At 69.2% G+C, this 19,895-nt stretch carries 11 protein-coding genes and 1 tRNA gene; 8 read left to right on the top strand and 4 right to left on the bottom strand.

The features are described from left to right. Window positions 1-73 precede the first annotated feature (73 nt). The 4 genes from Uis4E_RS00135 (at window position 74) to Uis4E_RS00120 (ending at window position 8,827) form a co-directional block, all read left to right on the top strand. Window positions 74-1,270 (top strand): MFS transporter, encoded by a 1,197-nt coding sequence (locus tag Uis4E_RS00135; protein WP_101621278.1) that lies wholly within the window; start codon window positions 74-76, stop codon window positions 1,268-1,270. Between the two features lie 148 nt (window positions 1,271-1,418). Continuing rightward, on the top strand, window positions 1,419-5,060 hold the full coding sequence (locus tag Uis4E_RS00130) for a 5'-nucleotidase C-terminal domain-containing protein (protein WP_243394250.1): 3,642 nt from the start codon (window positions 1,419-1,421) through the stop codon (window positions 5,058-5,060). 629 nt (window positions 5,061-5,689) lie between these two features. Next, complete coding sequence (locus tag Uis4E_RS00125) at window positions 5,690-8,164, top strand: DUF4037 domain-containing protein (RefSeq protein WP_101621410.1); 2,475 nt, start codon at window positions 5,690-5,692, stop codon at window positions 8,162-8,164. A gap of 12 nt (window positions 8,165-8,176) precedes the next feature. Beyond that, on the top strand, window positions 8,177-8,827 hold the full coding sequence (locus tag Uis4E_RS00120) for a DUF4125 family protein (protein ID WP_101621277.1): 651 nt from the start codon (window positions 8,177-8,179) through the stop codon (window positions 8,825-8,827). Window positions 8,828-9,216: 389 nt separating this feature from the next. Here Uis4E_RS00120 and Uis4E_RS00115 read toward each other — a convergent pair whose 3' ends face one another. The 3 genes from Uis4E_RS00115 to Uis4E_RS11775 form a co-directional block, all read right to left on the bottom strand. Beyond that, window positions 9,217-11,079: an alpha/beta hydrolase family protein gene (locus tag Uis4E_RS00115; protein ID WP_243394249.1), complete on the bottom strand. Its 1,863-nt coding sequence runs from the start codon at window positions 11,077-11,079 to the stop codon at window positions 9,217-9,219. A 213-nt stretch (window positions 11,080-11,292) separates the two neighbouring features. Continuing rightward, window positions 11,293-12,051 (bottom strand): hypothetical protein, encoded by a 759-nt coding sequence (locus tag Uis4E_RS00110; protein ID WP_101621275.1) that lies wholly within the window; start codon window positions 12,049-12,051, stop codon window positions 11,293-11,295. Further along, on the bottom strand, window positions 12,044-13,927 hold the full coding sequence (locus Uis4E_RS11775; protein ID WP_101621274.1) for a PspC domain-containing protein: 1,884 nt from the start codon (window positions 13,925-13,927) through the stop codon (window positions 12,044-12,046). Before Uis4E_RS11775 ends, Uis4E_RS00110 begins: the two co-directional genes overlap by 8 nt. A gap of 113 nt (window positions 13,928-14,040) precedes the next feature. On the opposite strand from Uis4E_RS11775, the gene Uis4E_RS00100 reads away from it, so the two are divergent. From Uis4E_RS00100 to Uis4E_RS00085, 4 genes are all read left to right on the top strand, one after another. Beyond that, complete coding sequence (locus tag Uis4E_RS00100; protein ID WP_101621273.1) at window positions 14,041-15,402, top strand: ATP-binding protein; 1,362 nt, start codon at window positions 14,041-14,043, stop codon at window positions 15,400-15,402. Between the two features lie 32 nt (window positions 15,403-15,434). Beyond that, window positions 15,435-16,235, top strand: coding sequence for a LuxR C-terminal-related transcriptional regulator (locus tag Uis4E_RS00095; RefSeq protein ID WP_101621409.1), 801 nt, complete (start codon window positions 15,435-15,437; stop codon window positions 16,233-16,235). Further along, entirely contained in the window at window positions 16,236-17,483 is a 1,248-nt protein-coding gene (locus tag Uis4E_RS00090) for a hypothetical protein (RefSeq protein ID WP_101621272.1), read from the top strand. Window positions 17,484-17,568: 85 nt separating this feature from the next. Beyond that, window positions 17,569-19,563, top strand: coding sequence for a DUF6541 family protein (locus Uis4E_RS00085; protein ID WP_101621271.1), 1,995 nt, complete (start codon window positions 17,569-17,571; stop codon window positions 19,561-19,563). 192 nt (window positions 19,564-19,755) lie between these two features. Here the strand turns inward: Uis4E_RS00085 and Uis4E_RS00080 are convergent. Beyond that, window positions 19,756-19,840 (bottom strand) — tRNA-Ser (locus Uis4E_RS00080). Window positions 19,841-19,895: the final 55 nt, after the last annotated feature.

Here is a 19,895-nt window from a genome sequence, read left to right as displayed (position 1 = left end):
CTTTTTCATATCTCCACCTCCCTCCGGCGAGGGACCGCAACACGGGTTAAGCAACACAGTAAGAGGAAACGATATGAAGAAGGGTATGCGCAGCCTGCTGGCGTTGGCGGCGGGCGCGTTCATCCTCGGCGCGGCCGAGTTCGTGATGATGGGCATCCTGCCGCAGGCGGCGGCCGCGACCGGCGTGAGCATCCCGACGGCCGGCCACTACATCTCCGCGTACGCGATCGGCGTGTGCATCGGCACGCTGATCCTCGTGTTCGGCCGCAAGGTGCCGCCGAAGAACCTCATCATCCTGTTCATGGCGATCGCGCTCGTCGGCAACACGATGAGCGCGCTGTCCGTCAACGCCGGCATGCTCGTCGTCGCGCGATTCATCTCCGGACTGCCGCACGGCGCGTTCTTCGGCACGGCCACGCTCATCGCGAAGACGCTCGCCGAGAAAGGCAAGGAGGCGCAGTCCGTCTCGATCATGGTGACCGGGCAGACCGTCGCGAACATGCTCGGCGTGCCCGCCGGCACGCTGATGGCCGAATCCCTGTCGTGGCGTCTCGCGTTCGGCATCCTCGCGGCGTGGGCGGCGATGACGATCGTGCTCACGATCGCGTGGATCCCGTTCGTGCCTCCCGTCAAGGACACGGGCATCCTCGGCCAGTTCCGGTTCCTGCGCCGCCGCGGCCCGTGGGTGATCCTCGCCGCCGTGTTCACCGGCAACGCGGGCGTGTTCTGCTGGTGGAGCTACGTCTCCCCGTGGCTGCAGAAGACCGGCGGATGGCCGAGCGCCGCCGTCCCGTTCCTGATGATGCTCGCCGGCTTCGGCATGGTCGTGGGCGGCATCATCGGCGGGCGCATCACCGACAACTGGCGTCACGCGGGCACGGCCGCGCTCGGCCAGTCCATCTCGCTGATCGGCCTCGTCATGGTGCTGCTCCTGCCCGGCGGCCACGTGACCACCGCGATCCTCACGTTCTGGATCGCGTTCGGACTGTTCTTCATCTCCGCGCCGCAGCAGCTGCTGATGACCGAAGCCGGCCAGGGCGGCGGCGAGCTCATCGCCGGCGCCGCCGTGCAGGTGGCGTTCAACTTCGGCAACGCGGTCGGCTCGATCGTCGGCGGCGCGATGCTCACCACGTTCTCGATGGACTACCGGTTCACCGGTCTCGGCGGCATCCCGCTCGCCATACTGTCCGTCGCCGCGCTCGTCTTCTACTCGTGGCGCTGCGAGTCCGACACCGAGGCGGTCCACCGTCTGCGCGAGATCCACGTGTGACCCACGTGTGATTGCTCACACTTCACGGAAGTTCACCTCCCGTTCTCCCCCGTCGCCCACCCCGGCCATGTCGCGGCCGTAGCGTGGGCGGTGTCCGGCACGAATCCGAATCATGGACGCTCCGACGGACACAATGAAGGGAACCCAAGTGAAGCAAGTGAAGAGGAACACACGCATCGCGACGAGGCTGTTCGCCGCGATGGTCGCCGCGGCGACGCTGTCCGGCGTCGGCGTCGCGACCGCATCCGCGGACGAGACCGCGGCGCCCGCGAACGGCGCCGCCGCCTCCGCGTCCGCCGCGAACGGCATCGCCGCCGGCGGCGCCACCGACAAGTTCGACGCCGCGAAGTACGCGGCCACCAGCGAAGGCCGCTACGACGCCGAAACCGCCGGCGACGACGCGACCGTCTACTCCGACGGCGCCGCGCGCGCCGCGAAACCGAATCTCGTCCAGCTGCTCGGCGAATACGATTCGTACTGGCAGCCGGCCACCGAGACCGCGGGCGGCAAGGTCCTGAACACGACCGTGCTCGATCACGACGACGATTTCGTCCAGAAGATCAACAACGCGGCCGCGGAAGGCGGCGACGGCACGACCGCAACGCCGCAGCAGCAGCGCGCGCTCGTCGACGCCGACATGAGCGCCGCCGAGACGCTGCCCGACTCGCTCGGCCCGGTCCTCGGCACATACTTCTCCGAAGGACTCGCGGACGGCAGCCTGAGCAAGGTGTCCGACGTCTTCAAGTACGACACGGTCTCCACATCCACCGCGAAGAAGCACTTCCAGCACCCGCGCCCGTTCGAGGACCGCACGAACGGCGGCAAGAACGAGATCACCGACATCTCCGCGAACGTCAAGCGCGTGCCCGACTGGACCGACGCGCAGGGGAACACGCATTCCGCCGAATACGACGGCCTCGCCGGATCCGGCTCGTTCCCATCCGGCCACACGACCGGCGCCTACTCGTGGGGCGTCGCTCTGGCCGGCATGTTCCCGCAGCTCGCGCCCGAGATCCTCGCCCGCACCTCCGAGGCGGGCAACAACCGCATCGTGCTCGGCGTCCACTACCCGCTCGACATCATGGGCGGCCGCATCGACGGCGAAGTCGCGAACGGCTACTACTGGAGCACCTACTACGACCAGTACGTGAAGCCGGCCTCCGACCAGCTGCAGTCGTATCTCGCCGCCAAGTGCGTGGCGGACGGCCACGCCACCAAGCAGGACTCCGACTACGCGACCGTGAGCGAGTGCGTCGACAACCTCGGCGCGAACGCCGCCAACGGCTACACGAACGGGTTCGTCGACGCGGTGAGCCAGGAGCCGATCACCGACCGCGCCTCCGCGCTGCGCGTCTACCGGAACCGCCTGACCTACGGCTTCGCGAAGACCACCGCCGGCACCACGTTCACCGCGCCGGAGGGCTCCGCCGACCTGCTCAAGATCGCGTACCCGAAGCTGCACCGCGACCAACGTGAGGCGATCCTCGCGAAGACCGCGATCGACGGCGGCTATCCGCTCGACTCCACGTCCGCCGGCTGGCAGCGTCTCGACCTGGCCGCCGCGTTGAGCGCGAAGGTCACGCTGAACGAGAACGGCGACGTCGTCAAGGTCGAGCCGGGCGCCTCTGCGCCGAGCGTGATCGGCGAACAGTACGCCGACAACGGCGGCCACCCGGATTCCGACGGCAACGGCGGATCCACCAAGCCCGACCAGCCGGGCAAGGACGCCAAGCAGGTGACCGTGTTCGACATCACCGACTTCCACGGCCACATCGAGACCGGCCAGTGGATCGAGGCGGCGTACAAGAAGCTCGCCGCGGACCATAACCCGGGCAACAGCGTGTTCGTCTCCAGCGGCGACCTCGTGGGCGCCTCCCCGTTCGAATCCTCCTACTTCAAGGACAAGCCGACCCTTGAGATGGCGAAGGCGTGGGGCCTGAGCGTGAGCGCGCTGGGCAACCACGAGCTCGACAAGGGCACGGGCGACTTCAACGACCGCATCGCCGACCCGCAGTACGGCATCGACTGGGTGGCCGCGAACATCTCTGGCGGCAAGCTCACCTCCGACCGCTTGAAGCCGTACACGATCAAGACGATCAACGGCAAGAAGGTCGCGTTCGTCGGCGCCATCACCGCCGACCTCAAGAACGTGGTCTCCCCCAGCGTCATGCAGGGCGTGACCGTGACCGATCCGGTGCAGGCCGTCAACAAGGTCGCCGACCAGCTGTCCGACGGCGACCAGTCCAACGGCGAGGCGGACGCGGTCGTGGCGCTCGTCCACGAGGACGGCGACACGCTCGCCTCCGACGGCGACGGGTTCGACGCGAACGTGGACCTCGTCTACGCGGGTCACAGCCACCGCAACGAATACGGCACCACCACGAAGTCCGGCGCGCCGATCCTCGAGGCCGGCAAGTACGGCCAAGACGCGGCCGCGCAGGACCTCTTCATCGAAGGCACCGGCAAGGATTCGAAGGTCACCGTGAAGAACGTCTCCCAGTACGACATCACGTACGTGACCAACAAGGACGGCACCGCGCCGTCCAAGGGCTTCGAGGGCGATCCGAACGGCCCGGCCGCGAAGGTCTACCAGCAGGCGCAGAAGGATTCCGCCTCGGCCGGCGAGCAGGTCGTCGGCACCATCGACAAGTCCGCTAACTTCGCGAAGGGCGACTGGTCGGCCGAGACCCAGCTCGGCACGCTCAACGCGGACGCCGCGCTCGAATCCGCGAAGAAGACGGAGGTCGGCAGGAACGCGACCATCGGCTTCATCAATCCGGGCGGCCTGCGCACCGACAACCTCGATCTTGACGGGAACAAGCGGATCACCGTCAAGGAGGCGTACAGCATGCTCCCGTTCGGCAACGACAACAGCGTGGTCGACCTCACCGGCAAGCAGCTCAAGACCGTGCTCGCCCAGCAGTGGCAGGAGAAGGACGGCAAATCCAACGTGGTGCGTCTCGGCATCTCGTCGAACGTGACGTTCACCTACACGCTGATGCCCGACGCGAACACCAAGGTGCCGGTCGCCACCGTCACCGACGTGTACGTCGACGGCAAGCAGATCAAGGACGACGACACGGTCACCGTGGCCGCCAACTCGTTCCTGCTCTCCGGCGGCGACGGGTTCACCGGATTCAAGGCGCAGGGCGCGCCGCGCCTCACCGGCACGGTCGACGTGCAGGGTCTCATCGACTATCTGGGCGCCCACCCGGACGTCAAGGGCGACGAGTCGCCCGCCGGCGTGCAGCTCAAGTCCTCGTCGATAGAAGGCGGCAAGGTGACGCTCACGTTCGGCCTGCCGGTGTACGCGAACGGCCCGAAGCCGCTCGCGCTCGGCCTGTACGTTAACGGCGTGGACTTCGGCGTCAACGATCTCGGCTCCGCGAAGCCGTCCGAGTTTACGGTGACGAAGACGCTGACCGCCGACGAGCGGGCGAAGTTCGGCACCGCCATCACCGCCGTCTACCCGCAGATGCTCTACACGCAGACCGAGATCGACACCGCGAAGAAGGCGCACGCCGACGGTGGCCAAGGCGGGCAGGGCGGTGGTCAGGGCGGCCAGCCCAGCCAGGGCGGTCAAGGCGGCCAAGGTGACCAGGGCGGCCAGTCGCAGAACCCGACGCCCGGTAAGGGCAACGGCTCCACCGGCGCGAACGGCGCCGGCAAAGGCAACGGCTCCGGCCTGTCCGACACCGGCGCATCCGTGGCGGCCATCGCCGCGGCGGTCGTGCTGCTGGCCGCCGCCGGCGGCGTGACCGTCGCCGTGCGCCGCCGCCAGCAGCACTGACGCCGATCCCGGTGATTCGGTTCCCACCAGCCGAATCCGGAACCGGCACCTTGGAACCGGATCACTCTGGAACCAGATCACTGAAACCAGCCCCAGACCGGATCCACTGGCCGGGACCCTGTAGGGCCCGGACCACGATCTCTCGGAGAGCCCCGCGATGCGGGGCCCTCCCCGTTTTGCTTCCGTTACGGCGTCCCGTTGTCGGGAAATCAGCCGCTTGCTCCCGATAACGGGACGCTGAGCGGACGTGAGCGTCCCGGATTCCGGAGCAGTGGCTCCGTTTCCCGACAACGGGACGCTGAGCGGACGTCAGAGTCCCGTTGTCGGGAGCAGTGGCCCTGTTTCCCGACAATGGGACACCGCGGCGGCGTATCACGGCAGCGTCACGGCAGTGTCATGGCAGGACAACGCGAGAGCGGCGAAGACCTCCGAGTCTCTCGATGTAACGACACTCACAGCGTGCGGCGGGAACGGTCACAGTACGCTGGAAGACAGTGACGAACGACATTCGCGATGGAGGGAACGGACCAATGGCCGATGATGCAGTGGACGCCGACGCGATCGACAGCATGGAATCGTTTGCGGGGGATTCCGCGATGAACCCGGACTTGGAGGCGGCGCTGGAGCGGATGGCCGCGAAGCACGCGCACGATTTCGACGCCCCCCAGCATGGAAACGCGGACGACAAGTGCACCACCGCCACGAAGAACACCGCCGCGACCGAGAGCAGCGCATCCGACGACGCCGGCGACACGGACGCTTCTACCCGCACGTTCGACGTGAACGGGTTCCTCACCGGTCTCGACGCGATCTTCGCGGCGCACGACGCGGCGGAGAAAGCCGGACCATACCTCGAACAGGCGGCGGTCGACGCGGAGAACGCGGGCGACGAGGCCGGACTGCTCACCGTGCTCAACGAGACGATGGGTTTCTACCGGTCGCAGGGCCGGCACGAGGAAAACCAGTGGATCGTGCAGCGGGCCATCGAACTCGCCCTGCACATGGGTCTCGAAGGCACCGAGGCGTGGGCGACGACGCTCATCAACTGCGCGACCGCGATGCGCGCCGCGAAACGCTACGACCAGTCGGAGGACCTGTACCGGCAGGCGCTGGCATGCGCGGAACGCAACTACGATCCGACGGACCGGCGGCTCGCCGCGCTGCACAACAACCTGTCGATGCTGTACAGCGAGACCGACCGCATCGACAAGGCGGAGGCCGAGCTGCGCGAGGCGCTGCGCATCATCGAATCGTCGAGCGTGAACCCGGACGCCGACATCGACGTGGCCTCGTCGCATACGAACCTCGCGCTCGTCCTGCTCCAGGAAGGCAAGCTGGAGGAGGCGGACCGGCACGCGGCGAAGGCGTTGGAGATCTACGCGACCGGTCATCTCGAACATTCGGCGCACTACGCGTCCGCGCTGGCCGGGCTCGCGCAGGTGCGCTACGCGGAGCACCGGTATGCGGACGCGGTCGCCTACTACCGGCGCGCGCTCGCCGTGATCGAGGAATGTTACGGGACGGACACCGACTACTACCGGATCACCGAAGCGAACCTCAAGGAGGCCGAGACGAAGGCGGGAGCGGACGACGCTTCTTTGCCTCCCGCCGGCGGGAGGTGGCGCGAAGCGCCGGAGGGTGGTCAGCGGACAGACGTCCGCGCGGCTGACGCCGACCACCCTCAGTCCGCTCCGCGGACAGCTCCCGCCAGCGGGAGCGGGAACGGGGCGGCCTCTTCTTTGCCTCCCGCCAGCGGGAGCGGGAACTCTTCCCTGCCGCCCAGCGGGAGCGGGAACTCCCCTCTGCCTCCCGCTGGCGGGAGGTGGCGCGAAGCGCCGGAGGGTGGTCAGCGGACAGGCGCCCGCACAACCAACGTCGACCACCCTCAGTCCGCTCCGCGGACAGCTCCCGCCAGCGGGAGCGGGAATGAGGCATCCTCCCCCCTGCCGCCCAGCGGGAGCGGGGATGCGGCACCCATCTCCGGTCTCAAACTCGCGAAAGCGTACTGGGAGGAGATCGGGCGTCCGATGGTGCGGGCGAAGTACCCGGAGTATGCGGACCGCATCGCCGCCGGCCTCGTCGGGCACGGCTCGGAATGCTACGGCTTCGACGACGCGTATTCGCATGACCATGATTTCGGCCCGCGCTTCTGCCTGTGGCTCACCGATGACGACTACGCGGCGATCGGCGCGCGATTGCAGGCCGACTACGACGCGCTTCCCCGCGACTTCCGCGGCTATGTGCGCCCGTCCGCCACCGCGGACGAACCGACGGACACGACCAGCGCCACGGCCACCAGCACCACCGCCACCGCCGATATCGCCGCCACCGCCCAAACCACCCCGACTGTTCCGACCGCCCCCTCGCCGCTCACGCCGCGCGCGCAGGGCGCGTTCCGGCGCGACGGCGTGTTCCGCATCGGCGACTTCTTCGAATCGATCACCGGATACCGCAAGGCCCCGGCGGCCGACGCGCCGCACGAATGGCTGATGCTCGACGAGGCGACGCTCGCCGCCGCGACGAACGGCCATGTGTTCGCCGACCCGCTCGGCGCGTTCTCCGAGACACGCCAGGGGTTCAAGGACATGCCGGAGGACGTGCGCCTCGCGCTGGTCTCCAAGCGGCTCGGCATGATCGCGCAGGCGGGGCAGTACAATCTGCCACGCAGCCTCAAGCGCGGCGACGGCGCGGCCGCCTGGCTCGCGATATCCGAGTTCGTGGATGCCGCCGCCTCGCTCGTGTTCCTCGTCAACAAGCCGATGATCGCCGGTTACCTGCCGTACTACAAGTGGCGGTTCGCCGCGCTACGCAAGCTGTCCGGCGGCATGTTCGCCCGTCTGGGCGACGTGTGCGGCAAGCTGGAATCGGTGATGCGCCTCGCCTCCGCGGCCTGCTACGGCGGCGCCGGCTTCGGCGAGGGCGGCAAGGGGTCGGCGCCCGCGGCGGAGACCATCGGACGTCTCGTCGAGGAGGTGGCGGCGTCCATCGTCAAGGAGCTCAGGCGCGACGGACTCACCCGCTCGGACGAGACCTTCCTCGAATGGCAGCGGCCGTACGTCGAGGAGCATATCGCATCCGACGCCGCATGCCTGCACAGTCTGTAAGGAGCATCCACGATGACCGAATCGAACGAATCCACTGCCACCGCCGACATCACCGCGCTGCGCGAGCGGATCGTGTGTCTTGAGTGGGACCAGTTCCAGCGCACGAACAACGAGGGCGGGCGCGCCGCATGCCAGGGCAACTGGCCGGTGTTCCACCAGATGCGTCTCGCCCAGTTCCTCACATGGGACCGGCCGCTGCTCGAATCCTACGCAAGCGATCTCGCCGAGGCGGACCGCATCGGGCGCAATCTCGTCACCGAGAAGTACGGGCGCATGATGGCCTCGACCGCGCCGGACGAGTACGAGCGCACCATCGAACCGTACATTCCGCGGCTGTCCGAGGGACGCATCGCGCGGCAGGAGCGCGTCATCGCGACGCAGGTCTCGTGGGCGCGCGACTTCCGCGCGCGCTACCCTCGGCTCGGCGAGGCGATGCGCGTGCTCACCACCAGCGAGGACACGCCTGCGGCGACGTCGTTCGAAACGTATCTGCGCGGCGAGCTCGGCACGTATTCGGACCGCACGTTCGCACTGTACGAGGCGATGATCGCGGGGCGCGCGGCGCGAAGCGCCAACATCACCGAGGAGACGCTGCTGCATACGGTGCGGCTCGGCGGATTCGCGGACCTCAACGAGGCGGAGGCCGCGCAGGCCTCGGTGTGAATCATCCGCCACGAGCTGGCCCCGACCCATCGCGAGCGCGCGGCAGTGCGTTCAAGGATCACCTTGCAAAGGTCTATCTGCGTTGCAGGGGGTACATGCGTCCTGCCGCAGACACCTATCCGCGTTACGAGGGGTATCTCGAATGGCGTATCCGGACAATAACCAACGTCGTTCCGCCATGAATACCCTGTAACAGCCACACCAGGTACCCCTCTCAAACCAGTTGCCCTTCGTGACGGAGTGAGATGTACCCCTCTCGATGGAGATAGCCACATCCAAGCCCCCTGAACGCGTCCGAACAGGTCCGTCCCGTCCGGCTGGTCCCAAAGACAAGCCGGCCGTCCCGAATCGTGGCAACGCGAAAAGCACCGAAGGACGCCCCGCCGATATCACGGGGTGAACAGGCCCCAGAAGGCCATGACGACGAGCGCGAGCAGCATGCCGGCGAGCGCGAGGAACGCGGCGAGCCAATGCCAGCGGCCGACGAGCCACGTGGAGTGGAGTCCGGCCATCGGGTAGAGGCCGTGCGCGAGGTAGGCGCGGCGGATGCGCCACGCGTCCCGCAGCCGCACGATGAGCCACGCGCACATCACGGCGCACGCCACGCCGCCGACCCGCAGCGCGATGAATCCCATGGACAGCAGCGTCGGGTCATGGCGCACGAATACGGCGCTCACGCCCACGTAGGAGAGGTATGCGGCGAGCGCGGCGAGCGTCAGCGTCGTCGCGGCGATGCCCCAGCCGAGGATTCGCCGCAACGCGCGCGAGTAGCCGACGTTGCGCACGTACGCGCGGCTGGTGCCGGGCCATGATCGTGCGCCGTCCGTCCCGCGCCGTCCGATCGCCGGGAACCGTTCGCGCAGGCCTCCGACGCTCGCCGCGCCTTGCGCGCGCAGCGCGGCGAGCCGGCGGCGACGCGCGAGTTCCGCGCATCCGAATCCGATCGCCATGATGATGACGGCGGCGAAGCAGATCAGCGACAGGCCGGTGATCGCGACGAGCGCGCCGAGCGAGCCGATGATGCCGGATGATGTGTCGCGTGGCGCGGCGTACTGCTGGTGCGGGGTCGCGCCGGCGACCTGCGGCGTGGTCCAGCCGTCGGCGCGTGTGCCGGATGCCGCGCCCGAGGCGACGCCGTTCACCCAGTCGGCGAGGTCGCGCGTGTAGCCGTCGGCGAGCGGGAGTCCGGCGGTGAGGAGTCCTTGGCCGGCGCGCATCTGATGGTTGGCGGCGTAGTAGCGGACGGTCACGTTGCGGTTGCCGTGGCGTGCGGCGTCGCGGATGATGGTGCGCGCCCCCTGTTCAATCGGCATGGCAGTGTCGTACGTGCCGTAGCCGACGAATACGGGCATGGTGAGCGAGCCGCGCACCGTGTCGGCGTCGAAGTCGGCGTAGCGCAGGTCGAACGGCGCGAAGTCGAGGGAGAGGAGTTTGGCGACGTCCTTGACGACCGGCTGGGGTGCGCCGGCCTGCCGCGCGTAGGCGCTCACGGCCATGGCCATCTGGTCGCGGCCTTTGTAGACGGGGGCGGAGGCGAGGATGCTGTAGGCGATGTCGCGGCGTTGCGACGTCATGAGCATGGAGATCCAGGTGCCTTCGGATTCGGCGTACAGTCCGGTTTTCGTGGCGTCGACGCCGGGGATGAGTTCGAGCAGATCGAGCGCGGTCGTGTAGTCGCGTGCGAACCGCGGGTAGTCGCGGTGGAGCGGCGTGTAGTCGTCGGTGCGTTTGGCGGGGACGAGCGTGACGATGCCGGCGGAGGCCATCGCGTTGGCGATGTCGCCGAAGTCGTCGGCCGTGCCGGTGCCGGAGCCGTGGATGAACAGGCATGCGGGGCGCCGTCCTGGAGCGTCGACCGGTTCGCGCAGGATGGCGGGCACGCTGCCGCCGTCGTCGAGGTGGATGGTGAGTTCGCGCGTGCGCGTGCGGTAGGTGCCTTGATGGTCGGCGAGGAGGGATGACGGGGACGGGTCGGATGCGACGGGTGCGGACGGATTCGCGGCGACTGCGGCGTTGTCGGATGTGGCAGCGCCGGCGGGGACGGCGGCGGGATTCGCGATGATGGAGGTGTCCGCGGACGCGACCGTGATGTGGTCGGTGTAGGGTTCGGGACGCCATTGCGGCATCATCAGCGTGCCGAGCGCGGCGAGGACGGCGAGCAGGACGACGGCGGTGCCGGCGATCCGCCCCACCGTGCGCCACGCGTCCATCTCCCGCTCCTTCTCTCCGACGACCTCTCCGCGGTATCTCATGGTTCCACCGGCGCGGATTGCCACCGGTCTCACTGTGCGTCACTCTAGTTCCCCCGCCCGCGGGACACGCCTTCATAGGCGGGATGGCGACCCCCTCAGTCAGCCTACGGCTGACAGCTCCCCCTGAAGGGGGCGCAAACCATTTCACTGTCTTGCTCCCCCTTTGAGGAGGAGCTGACGTGCGAAGCGCAGTCGAGGGGGCCGGAAGCCGAGCTACTGGTTCCTGCGGCCGGTGATGGCTTTGGCGATGGCCCAGATGATGGCGACGAGGATGAGGACCACGCCGATGCCGCCAAAGAACAGGGCGGTCAGTGTCTGCGGGTCGATGCCGAACATCCAGGCGGTGACGTCGGGCAGGCGCAGGCCGAGCAGCAGCCCGAACGCGCCGACGAGGATGCCGACGGCGCCGAGCAGGATGGTCGGCACGCTCGGCCCGGTCGGGGCGATCGTCGCCGGAACGGGGGCTGCGGGCCGTGCGCCGCCCGCGGGCTGCGCGGGGGCCGCGGGCCGCGGAGCGGACGGTGCCGCTGCGGGCTTCGGCGGCGCCGGTTCGGGCTTCGCCTCGGGTTCCGGCTCGTCGGAGACGCCCATCAGACGGGTGAGCGGGGTGTTGAGGTCGACGGGCGGGGTGGCGACCGGTTGCGTGGTGTCGTCCTTTGCGGCCGGGTCGGTCTTCGTCGTCGCCTCGGTACCGACCGCCGCCTCGGCGAACACCGCGGTGTCGGCGTTCTGGTCGACGGTGGGGATCGGCTTGTCGAGGACCTGCTCGGTGGGCGGGGCGACGTCCGGCTTCACGCCGGCGGGCGCGGGCATAGCCTGCGTGTCGACGATGTCCTGCAGGGAGTGGTTGCGGGAGTCGTCGAATCCCTTGTCCGCGGCGGCCTGTTCCGCGGCGGCCTGTTCCGTGGGCATGGCCTGCGTGTCCATGGTGCGGATGTCCGTGGTCTTGTCCATGGTCTTGTCGTCAGTCATCGGAACGCTCCTTCTTGTTGGTCGTACCGGAATCCGTGGAACCGGAACCGTTCGTGCCGGAGGCGGTCGTGTCGCCGTTCTGCACGGCGTAGTGTCTGCGGGTCGTGAGGTCGAGCGAGGCGACGTCGCCCTTCGAGATCTGCCTGACGAAGTCGGTGTAGCCGGGCAGCAGCGTCTCGGAGGCGTAGCGCACGATCACCTTGCCGGAGACGCCGGAGGCGACGTTGATGAGGAACGAGCTTTCGTCGGTCTCGCCGTTGCCCTGCCAGTCGTAGTTGTCCGGCTGGTAGCCGTCCGCGTTCATCATGCTGTCGTCGCGGTTGTCGCGGGTGCCGGCCATGCGGTCGAGGAACGGCACCTCCAGCGTCGTCGTGCCGTTGTTGCGCACGATCTGGTCGTAGCCGCCGAGCGTGTCGCCCTGCGTGTAGACGAATCCGCCGGAGCCGAACGCGTACGGGCATCCGTCGGGCAGCGTCACGTACACGTGCGCGTTGCGCACGGACAGGTTGATCTGCCCGGCCGGGCATCCGGCCTTGTACGTGTTCCTCCGGTCGCCGCCGTAGCCCCAGTTGCCGTATTTGCTCAGGTCGATGTTCGCGGTGCTCAGGTCGTAGTCGACGCCCTGGAAGTGGACGCCCTGTTCGAGCGTGCGGAAGGTCTCCGGACTCGAATCGGACACCCAGTAGTTCATGTTCGCGTTGAGGCCGCCGGTGGCGGACCAGTAGTCGCGGTCGGCGTTCTCGTCGAGTCGCGCCTGCACGGCGACCATCCCGTTCGCGTTCTCGGATCCGGCGCTCGATCCGGCTCCCAGGCGCACCTCGGTGTAGCCGTCGCGGACGGTGTTGATGTCGTAGGTCGAGTAGCCGGCGACGCCGGTCGCGACGATCATGCAGCAGGCGACGAATCCGGCGATGAGCGCGAGCGGGATGAGTCCGCCGGAGCGTCGGCCGATCGCGCCGAGGATGACGAGCAGCACGCCCATCGCGATGCATACGGCCGAGATCCACACGGTCATCATCGTGACCGCGTTGATGATGCTTTCGCCGGTGTGGCTGTCGGCGTACCCGTGCTCCATGGCGAGCATCACGGCCGCGCCGGAGACGAGCGTCAGTCCGATGACGAGCAGCACGAGCAGCGGCCCGGCCGGCTTGCGGCGCGCGCGGCGCGGCGTGGGCGCGGGGATCGCGGAGACGGGGATCGTCCGCATCGCCGGCATGGACGCGGGCGCAGACGCAGACGCGGGGCCGTAGGCCGGCGCCGGACCGTAGGCTGCGCCGACGGGATTCACCGGCGCACCTTGGGGAGGCACCGGGCCGCCCGGATACGCGGCACCGTTCTGATACGCGACTCCCGGATACGCCGGCCCGCCGCCGGCACCCGGAGCCCCAGGAGCCCCAGGAGCACCCGGAGCACCGCGCGGCGGCACCGGCGTGTACGGCCCGTTCGGCCCCTCCTTGCGGTAGCCGTACCCGTAGCCGTGCTGCTGGCGCATGCCGCTCTGGCAGATGGCCCACAAGGCGACGGCGGCGACGCCGATCGCCACCCATCCGGCGCCGACGATGAGCACGGCCACGCCGAGCATCGCGAACGCGCCCAGGCAGTTCCAATCCCATCGGCCGGCAACGAGCTCCTCGGCGAGGATGCGCCCGTCGCGCGCGTCCGGCAGCAGCAGCCACGCGAACGCGTACAGGGCCGCGCCGAATCCGAACAGGAAGGTGAAGACGATCATCAGGGCCCGCACGAGCGTGGGGCTCCATCCGAGGCGGGCGGCGATGCCGCTGCACACGCCGCCGATCCAACGGTCGTCGCCGCGCACCACGCCGGAGGCGCGGAACCAGGCGAACACCTTGGTCACTAGCTTGTTGTTCTCGTTCATGCCTCCATTACAGCAGCCGCATGCTTGCACGGCCGTCGGGGAAACCCCTGATTCTTCCCTGAACCCGGGCTAGGAATCCTGATTCGGCACCCTGAAGCGGGCACAATGGAGACATGACCTCACCGAATATTCCGCCCCTGCGCCCGGCGCGGCTCCCGCTCATGCGCCCGACCCGCGGCCGCATGCTCGCCGGCGTCTGCAAAGGCGTCGCCCTGCATCTGGGAGTATCAACGGCGTGGGTGCGGCTCGCGTTCGTCGCGCTCGCGTTCCTGTGGGGCGCGGGCGTCGCCGCCTACCTGTTCCTGTGGATGTTCGTCCCCGCCGGCGACCCGTTCGCGGCGGCGGCCGCCCAGGCGCAGGCCACCCCGGTCGCGAACGCGCCGCTCGCCGCCGGCAACCGCGATACGGCGACCGGCCGCACGCGCGCCGAATCGGCCGCCGAGGCGATGCACGGCTCCACGGAGAACGTGGCGGCCGCGGTCCTCCGCATCCCGATGCCGACGCTCGTCGCCTGCGTCGGTCTCGCGCTCGTCGCGATGAGCGTCGCGTTGGGCGGCACGGACCACGCCGACCTCATCATGCCGCTGCTGCTCGCCGCGTGCGGCCTCATCGCCGCATGGTCGCGGTTCGACGCGAAGCAGGGCCGTATTCCGACGATGGTCGCCGGCCTCATCCTCATCTTCCTCGCCTACGTGGCGTACGTGACGACCGTCATGTATTCGGGCACGCCGTTCCCCCGCCGCATCATCGTCGCCGGATTCCTCATGCTCGTCGGCGTCGTGCTCGCGATCCTGCCGTGGGCGGGCGCGACGCTGCGCACGCTGACCGCGGAACGCGCGATGAAGGAGCGCGAGGAGGAGCGCGCCGACATGACCGCCCACCTGCATGACGGCGTATTGCAGACGCTCGCCCTCATCCAACTGCACAGCGCGGAACCGGACATGGTGTTCACGCTCGCCCGCGCGCAGGAGCGCGAGCTGCGCGCGTGGCTGTACCAGGAGCGCGTCACGTCGGACCGTTCGGTGAGCGCGGGCGTGAAGGCGATCGCCGCCGAGGTGGAGGACGGCCACGGACGCGCGATCGACGTCGTGACCGTCGGCGACGCACGTCCGAGCGCCGCGACGGACGCGCTGCTCGACGCGACGCGGCAGGCGCTCGTCAACGCGGTCACGCACGGCGGCGAGCCGGTGTCCGTCTACTGCGAGGCGGGCGCGCGGGCGGTCGAGGTGTACGTGCGCGACCACGGCGACGGGTTCGACGTGGACGCGGTCCCGCCGGACCGTCTCGGCATCCGCGAGTCGATCGTCGGCCGCGTGCGTCGCCGCGGCGGTACAGTGGAGATCGTGTCGCGGCCCGGGTGGGGCACGGAGGTGCGCATGCGCATGCCGGTCGCGGCCGCGCCGGAAGGCGGCGCGACCGGCGGCGCGCGCACGACGGTCGACGACGATGCGTCGCGACGGGACGGGAAGGAATGATGGACGCGATGACGGAGGGATACGGGATGATGATGGATAACGACGCGACGACGGGCGCGGCGGGCGGAAACCCGGCGGGCGGCGCGCGCATCCGCGTGGCCGTGGTCGACGACCATGAGATGTTCCGCGCGGGCGTGACCGCCACGCTGCGCACCGAATTCGACATCGTCGGCCAGGGCGCGGACGTGGACGGCTCGATCGCGATGATCGCGCACACCAAGCCGGACGTGGTGCTGCTCGACGTGCACGTGCCGGGCGGCGCGGGCGGCGGAGGCGCGGAGATCCTGCTCAAGTCGAAGGCCTACTCCCCCGATTCGGCGTTCCTCGCGCTGTCCGTGTCCGACGCTCCGCAGGACGTGGGCGCGGTGATCCGCGCCGGCGCGCGCGGCTACGTGACCAAGACGATCACCGGCGCGGACCTCATCTCGTCGATCAAGCAGGTGCACGAGGGGTATGCGGTGTTCTCGCCGAAGCTCGCCGGATTCGTGCTGTCCGCGTTCCAGGGCGCGGGCGGCGGGTTCGGCGGCGGGGCCGCGTCCGGCGCGTCCGGCGCGGACGCCGCGGGCGCTGGATTCGGCGCGGGCGGCGCGGGGTTCGGCCCGGCCGGGGCCGCCGGCTACCCGCCGCACGACGAGGAGCTCGACCGGCTCTCCCGCCGCGAACAGGACGTGATGCGCCTCATCGCGCGCGGCTACACGTACAAGGAGGTCGCCGCCGAGCTGTTCATCTCCGTGAAGACCGTGGAGACGCATATGAGCGCCGTGCTGCGCAAACTCCAGCTGTCGAACCGCACCGAGCTGACCCGGTGGGCGGCCGACCGTAGAATCGTGTGAATGACCGATGACGAATCCGTCCAGATGACCAGCCGCGCCTCCGCGCAATCACCCGCATCCCCGCGCCCCCGCCGCGCGCGCAACATGCGCGTGGAGATGCTGCGCGTCGCCGCGATCCTCGGCATCGCCGTGTTCCACACGTCCCAGCCGTGGTTCACCGTGGTCGCCACGTCCACGCCGGTCGACCGGCTGCCGGCGGAGCTGCAGCCGGTCGCGGCGAATCCGGCGGCGATGTGGGTGCTCGGCATGACCGCGCTGCTCGGCGCGTGCGGCAACCACATCTTCTACATGATCTCCGGGTTCTATCTCATCCCCTCCGCGGCGGCGAAGCCGTTGCGCGCGCAGGCCGCGGCGACGGCGCGACGGGCCGCGATCATCGTGCTGTCCGTGCTGTTCTACGTCGCCGTGTGCGCCGTCATCGACCTGTTCACGCCGGTCGCCGGCTTCGGCACCGCGGGATGGTGGGGCATGGGTCTCGAATTCGTCTGGCTGTACCTCGTGTTCGTCGTCGTCGCGCCGGCGGCGGCGTGGCTGTTCGCGCGCATGGACGCGCGGACCCGCCACGCGCTCGCCGCACTCGCGCTCGTGGCCGTGTTCGCGCTGAACGCGTACATCGCGTTCGTCGCGCCGGAGGGAGGCCGCGGACTGACCGACTGGCGCAAGCTGATGAGCGCCGTCACGTATCTGGCGACGTTCCTGTTCTCCGGCGTCCTCGGTATGGACGTGCGTGCGGGCCGCGCCGCGCCGCCGCGCGTCTGGCGGCGCGCGCTCGTCGCTCTCGTCGTCGTGACGGCGGCGATCGAGGCCGCGTTCGCCGTGGCCGGCGCGCGCGGGCTGTTCATGGCGATGTCGTTCAAATCGACGTCGCTCGTCTCGTTCCTCGCCGCGTGGTTCGCGCTGATGGCGGCGGCGACCGGCGGCGACGCGCGTCGCGACGACGCGTCCGCCGGCCGCGGGACCGGCCGCGCGGGCGTCGCTGGTCCGGCGCGACCGCGTCCGGCCGTGCGTTTCGCGGCCGCCGTCGCGTCCGGCATCCTCGGCTTCTACATCGCGCAGTCGCTGATGAACGGTTTGTGGCACGACCGTTGCACCGCGCTGATGACGTCGCTCGCCGCGCACGGCGGCGCGGGCGTCGCCGGCGCGATCGCGTTCGGCGTCGCGTTCTCGGCGCTGTTCGTGCTCGTGGTGACGATGGCGGACCGGTTCACGCGCCAGCCGCTGCTGCGCGCGATGCGGCTGCTGCGCTAGACTGTTGCGCGGTTGAGACGACGATGATTCCGACGACGATCGGGGATTGGTTTCCATGGCTCAGATTTCGATGATTCACCAACGGATGCGTACGCAAGACCGCATCATCCGGTGGGCGCCGATCGTGGCGGGGCTGCTGGGCGTGGTCGCCGCGTTCTGCATCGTGCTCGCCTGGTTCCCGACGGCCGTGTGGGACAAGCCGATCCAAGGCATCGACGCGCCGTCGCACTACTACTTCATCCGCAAGCTGCTCCATCACGGGCCGGGCGTGCTGCTCACGTTGCAGCCGCACGACGGCTTCTACCCGCCGCTGTTCCACGTGCTCGCCGCGCTGATCGTGAAGGTCGGCGGGGCGCTCGGCATCCCCGCGCTCGCCGGGAACATGGCGGTCATCGTCGCGGTGAACTGCGTGTGGATCCTCGGCGCGGGAATCCTGTGGCCGCTCGGCATGCTGCTGCTGTGCCGGTACTTCCTGCGCGACGCGTCGCTCGGCGTGCGCTGCGCGTTGGGCCTCGCCGTGCCGATCCTCGCGGTCTCCTCGGGCACGAACCCGTACCAGATGCTGTACGCGGGGCCGTTGCTCGCCTACGGATTGGGCAGCAACCTGCTGCCGTTCCTGCTGCTCGCCACGCTGCACCTGCTGGACGCGCTGTCGGACATGTTCGAGGCGCGGGCGGCGAGCGCGCGGCTGTGGCGCCCGCTCGCGCTGACCGCGCTGGCCGGATTCGTCGTGGCGTCCACGCAGCCGAAGCTGATTTTCACGTACATCCTCATCATGCTGCCGTTCGTGCTGGTGCGCATGCCGTGGAAGCTGATCGCCGGCGTGTTCGCGGCGCTCGCCGTGGGCGCGGTCGCGTTCTTCGTCTACGCGTTCACGTTCATCAAATCGGACAAGTACTTCCATCCGGAACGCTGGTTCCACACGCACAAGCCGGACATGTCGCTGCGCACGTCGCTCACCTACGCGTTCACCGACGGCATGGTCTCCGGCGACCCGGCGAACGGACTGATCTCGTTCGACGTGCCGACCGTGGCCGGCTGGGCGATGATGATCCTGCTCATCGGGGCGCTCGCGGTCGCGGGAATCACACTGACAGGCCGGTGTCCCATCGGACACCGGACCGGCGCCGTGCCCACCGTCGCGGACGATTCGGACGGTCCGCGCGAGCCGGACCGCCGCACCGGCAAGATCGCGCTGTCGCTGATTCTGTCGTTCCTGTTCGTCCTGTTCGTCTTCGAATGCAGCGCGACGTTCACCGGCGCGATCCCGAACATCGTCACCGCGGTCTGGTACCGCAACGAGGTGCGCACGATGACGTTCCTGCCGTACGTGATCCTGCCGCTCATCGCGTTCGCCGCCGCGCGGCTCGACGCGTGGATTGGCGCGGATCGCGCAGACGCGACCGCCGCCGCCACGGACGCCGCCGACGCGCGCGAGGCCGGTTCCGGCGCGACGCAGGCGCGACGCCGGAACCGTCTGACGCGCGGCGTCGCGGCGGCGGGCGCCGTGCTGCTGGCCGTCGCGATGGTCGCCGCGCAGGCGGACAGCCCGGTCAAGACGGAGATGCGCGCGGCGCTGACCGACGCGGCCCGGCTCGACAAGGTCGATCCGACCGAACAGCTGACCGGCGACAAGCTCGACGCGCTCACCCGCGTGGTCGACAAGGTCGGCACCGATGCGCTCATCGTCTCCGATCCGCTCAACGGTTCGATGTACGGCACGGCGGTGCTCGACGCGAACATGCTGTACCCGGTCTACAACCCGCAGGACACGATCCACGGCGCGATCTTCGGACAGGTGGAACGCGACTTCGCGTCCGGCGATCCGGCGACGATGCTCGCCTCGCCGTGCTCCATCACGCCCGGCAGGCCCGTGTACTTCCTCGCGATGGGCCCGCAGGCGCCGAGCCTGCAGATGTTCACGTACCGCGCGCAGTTCTACCAGTTCCACGACGCCAAGCTGATCGACGCCTATGTGAAGGCGGGCGCGTTGAAGCCGGTCACGGGGCTCGATCTGACGACGTACGGACCGCACGCCAAGGACTGGGCGCTGTACCAGCTCGCCTGCCCGGTGAAGTAGCCGGCGGCGGCGAGCGGCGGACGGCGTAGCGGCGGCGGACGGCGTAGCGCGGGTCCGGCGGACCCGATTCCGGCGGACCCGCGGGCGATGTCGGGCGAATACGCGGGCGATGTCGGGCGAATACGCGGGCGATGTCGGGCGAATACGCGAAACGGGGCTTCGGACATTTTCGAAGCCCCGTTCCCGTTACGGCGGGCAGAGCGAGATTCGAACTCGCGGAAGGTTGCCCTTCAACGGTTTTCAAGACCGTCTCTTTAGACCGCTCAGACATCTACCCGTATACGCGCACGCCCCATTTCGGCCGCATGCACGACGATTCATTATACAGAAGG

It is taken from the genome of Bifidobacterium parmae (assembly GCF_002860365.1).
GTDB classification, from domain to species: Bacteria; Actinomycetota; Actinomycetes; order Actinomycetales; family Bifidobacteriaceae; genus Bifidobacterium; species Bifidobacterium parmae.
This window is presented reverse-complemented; position numbering and strand designations above follow the sequence as displayed.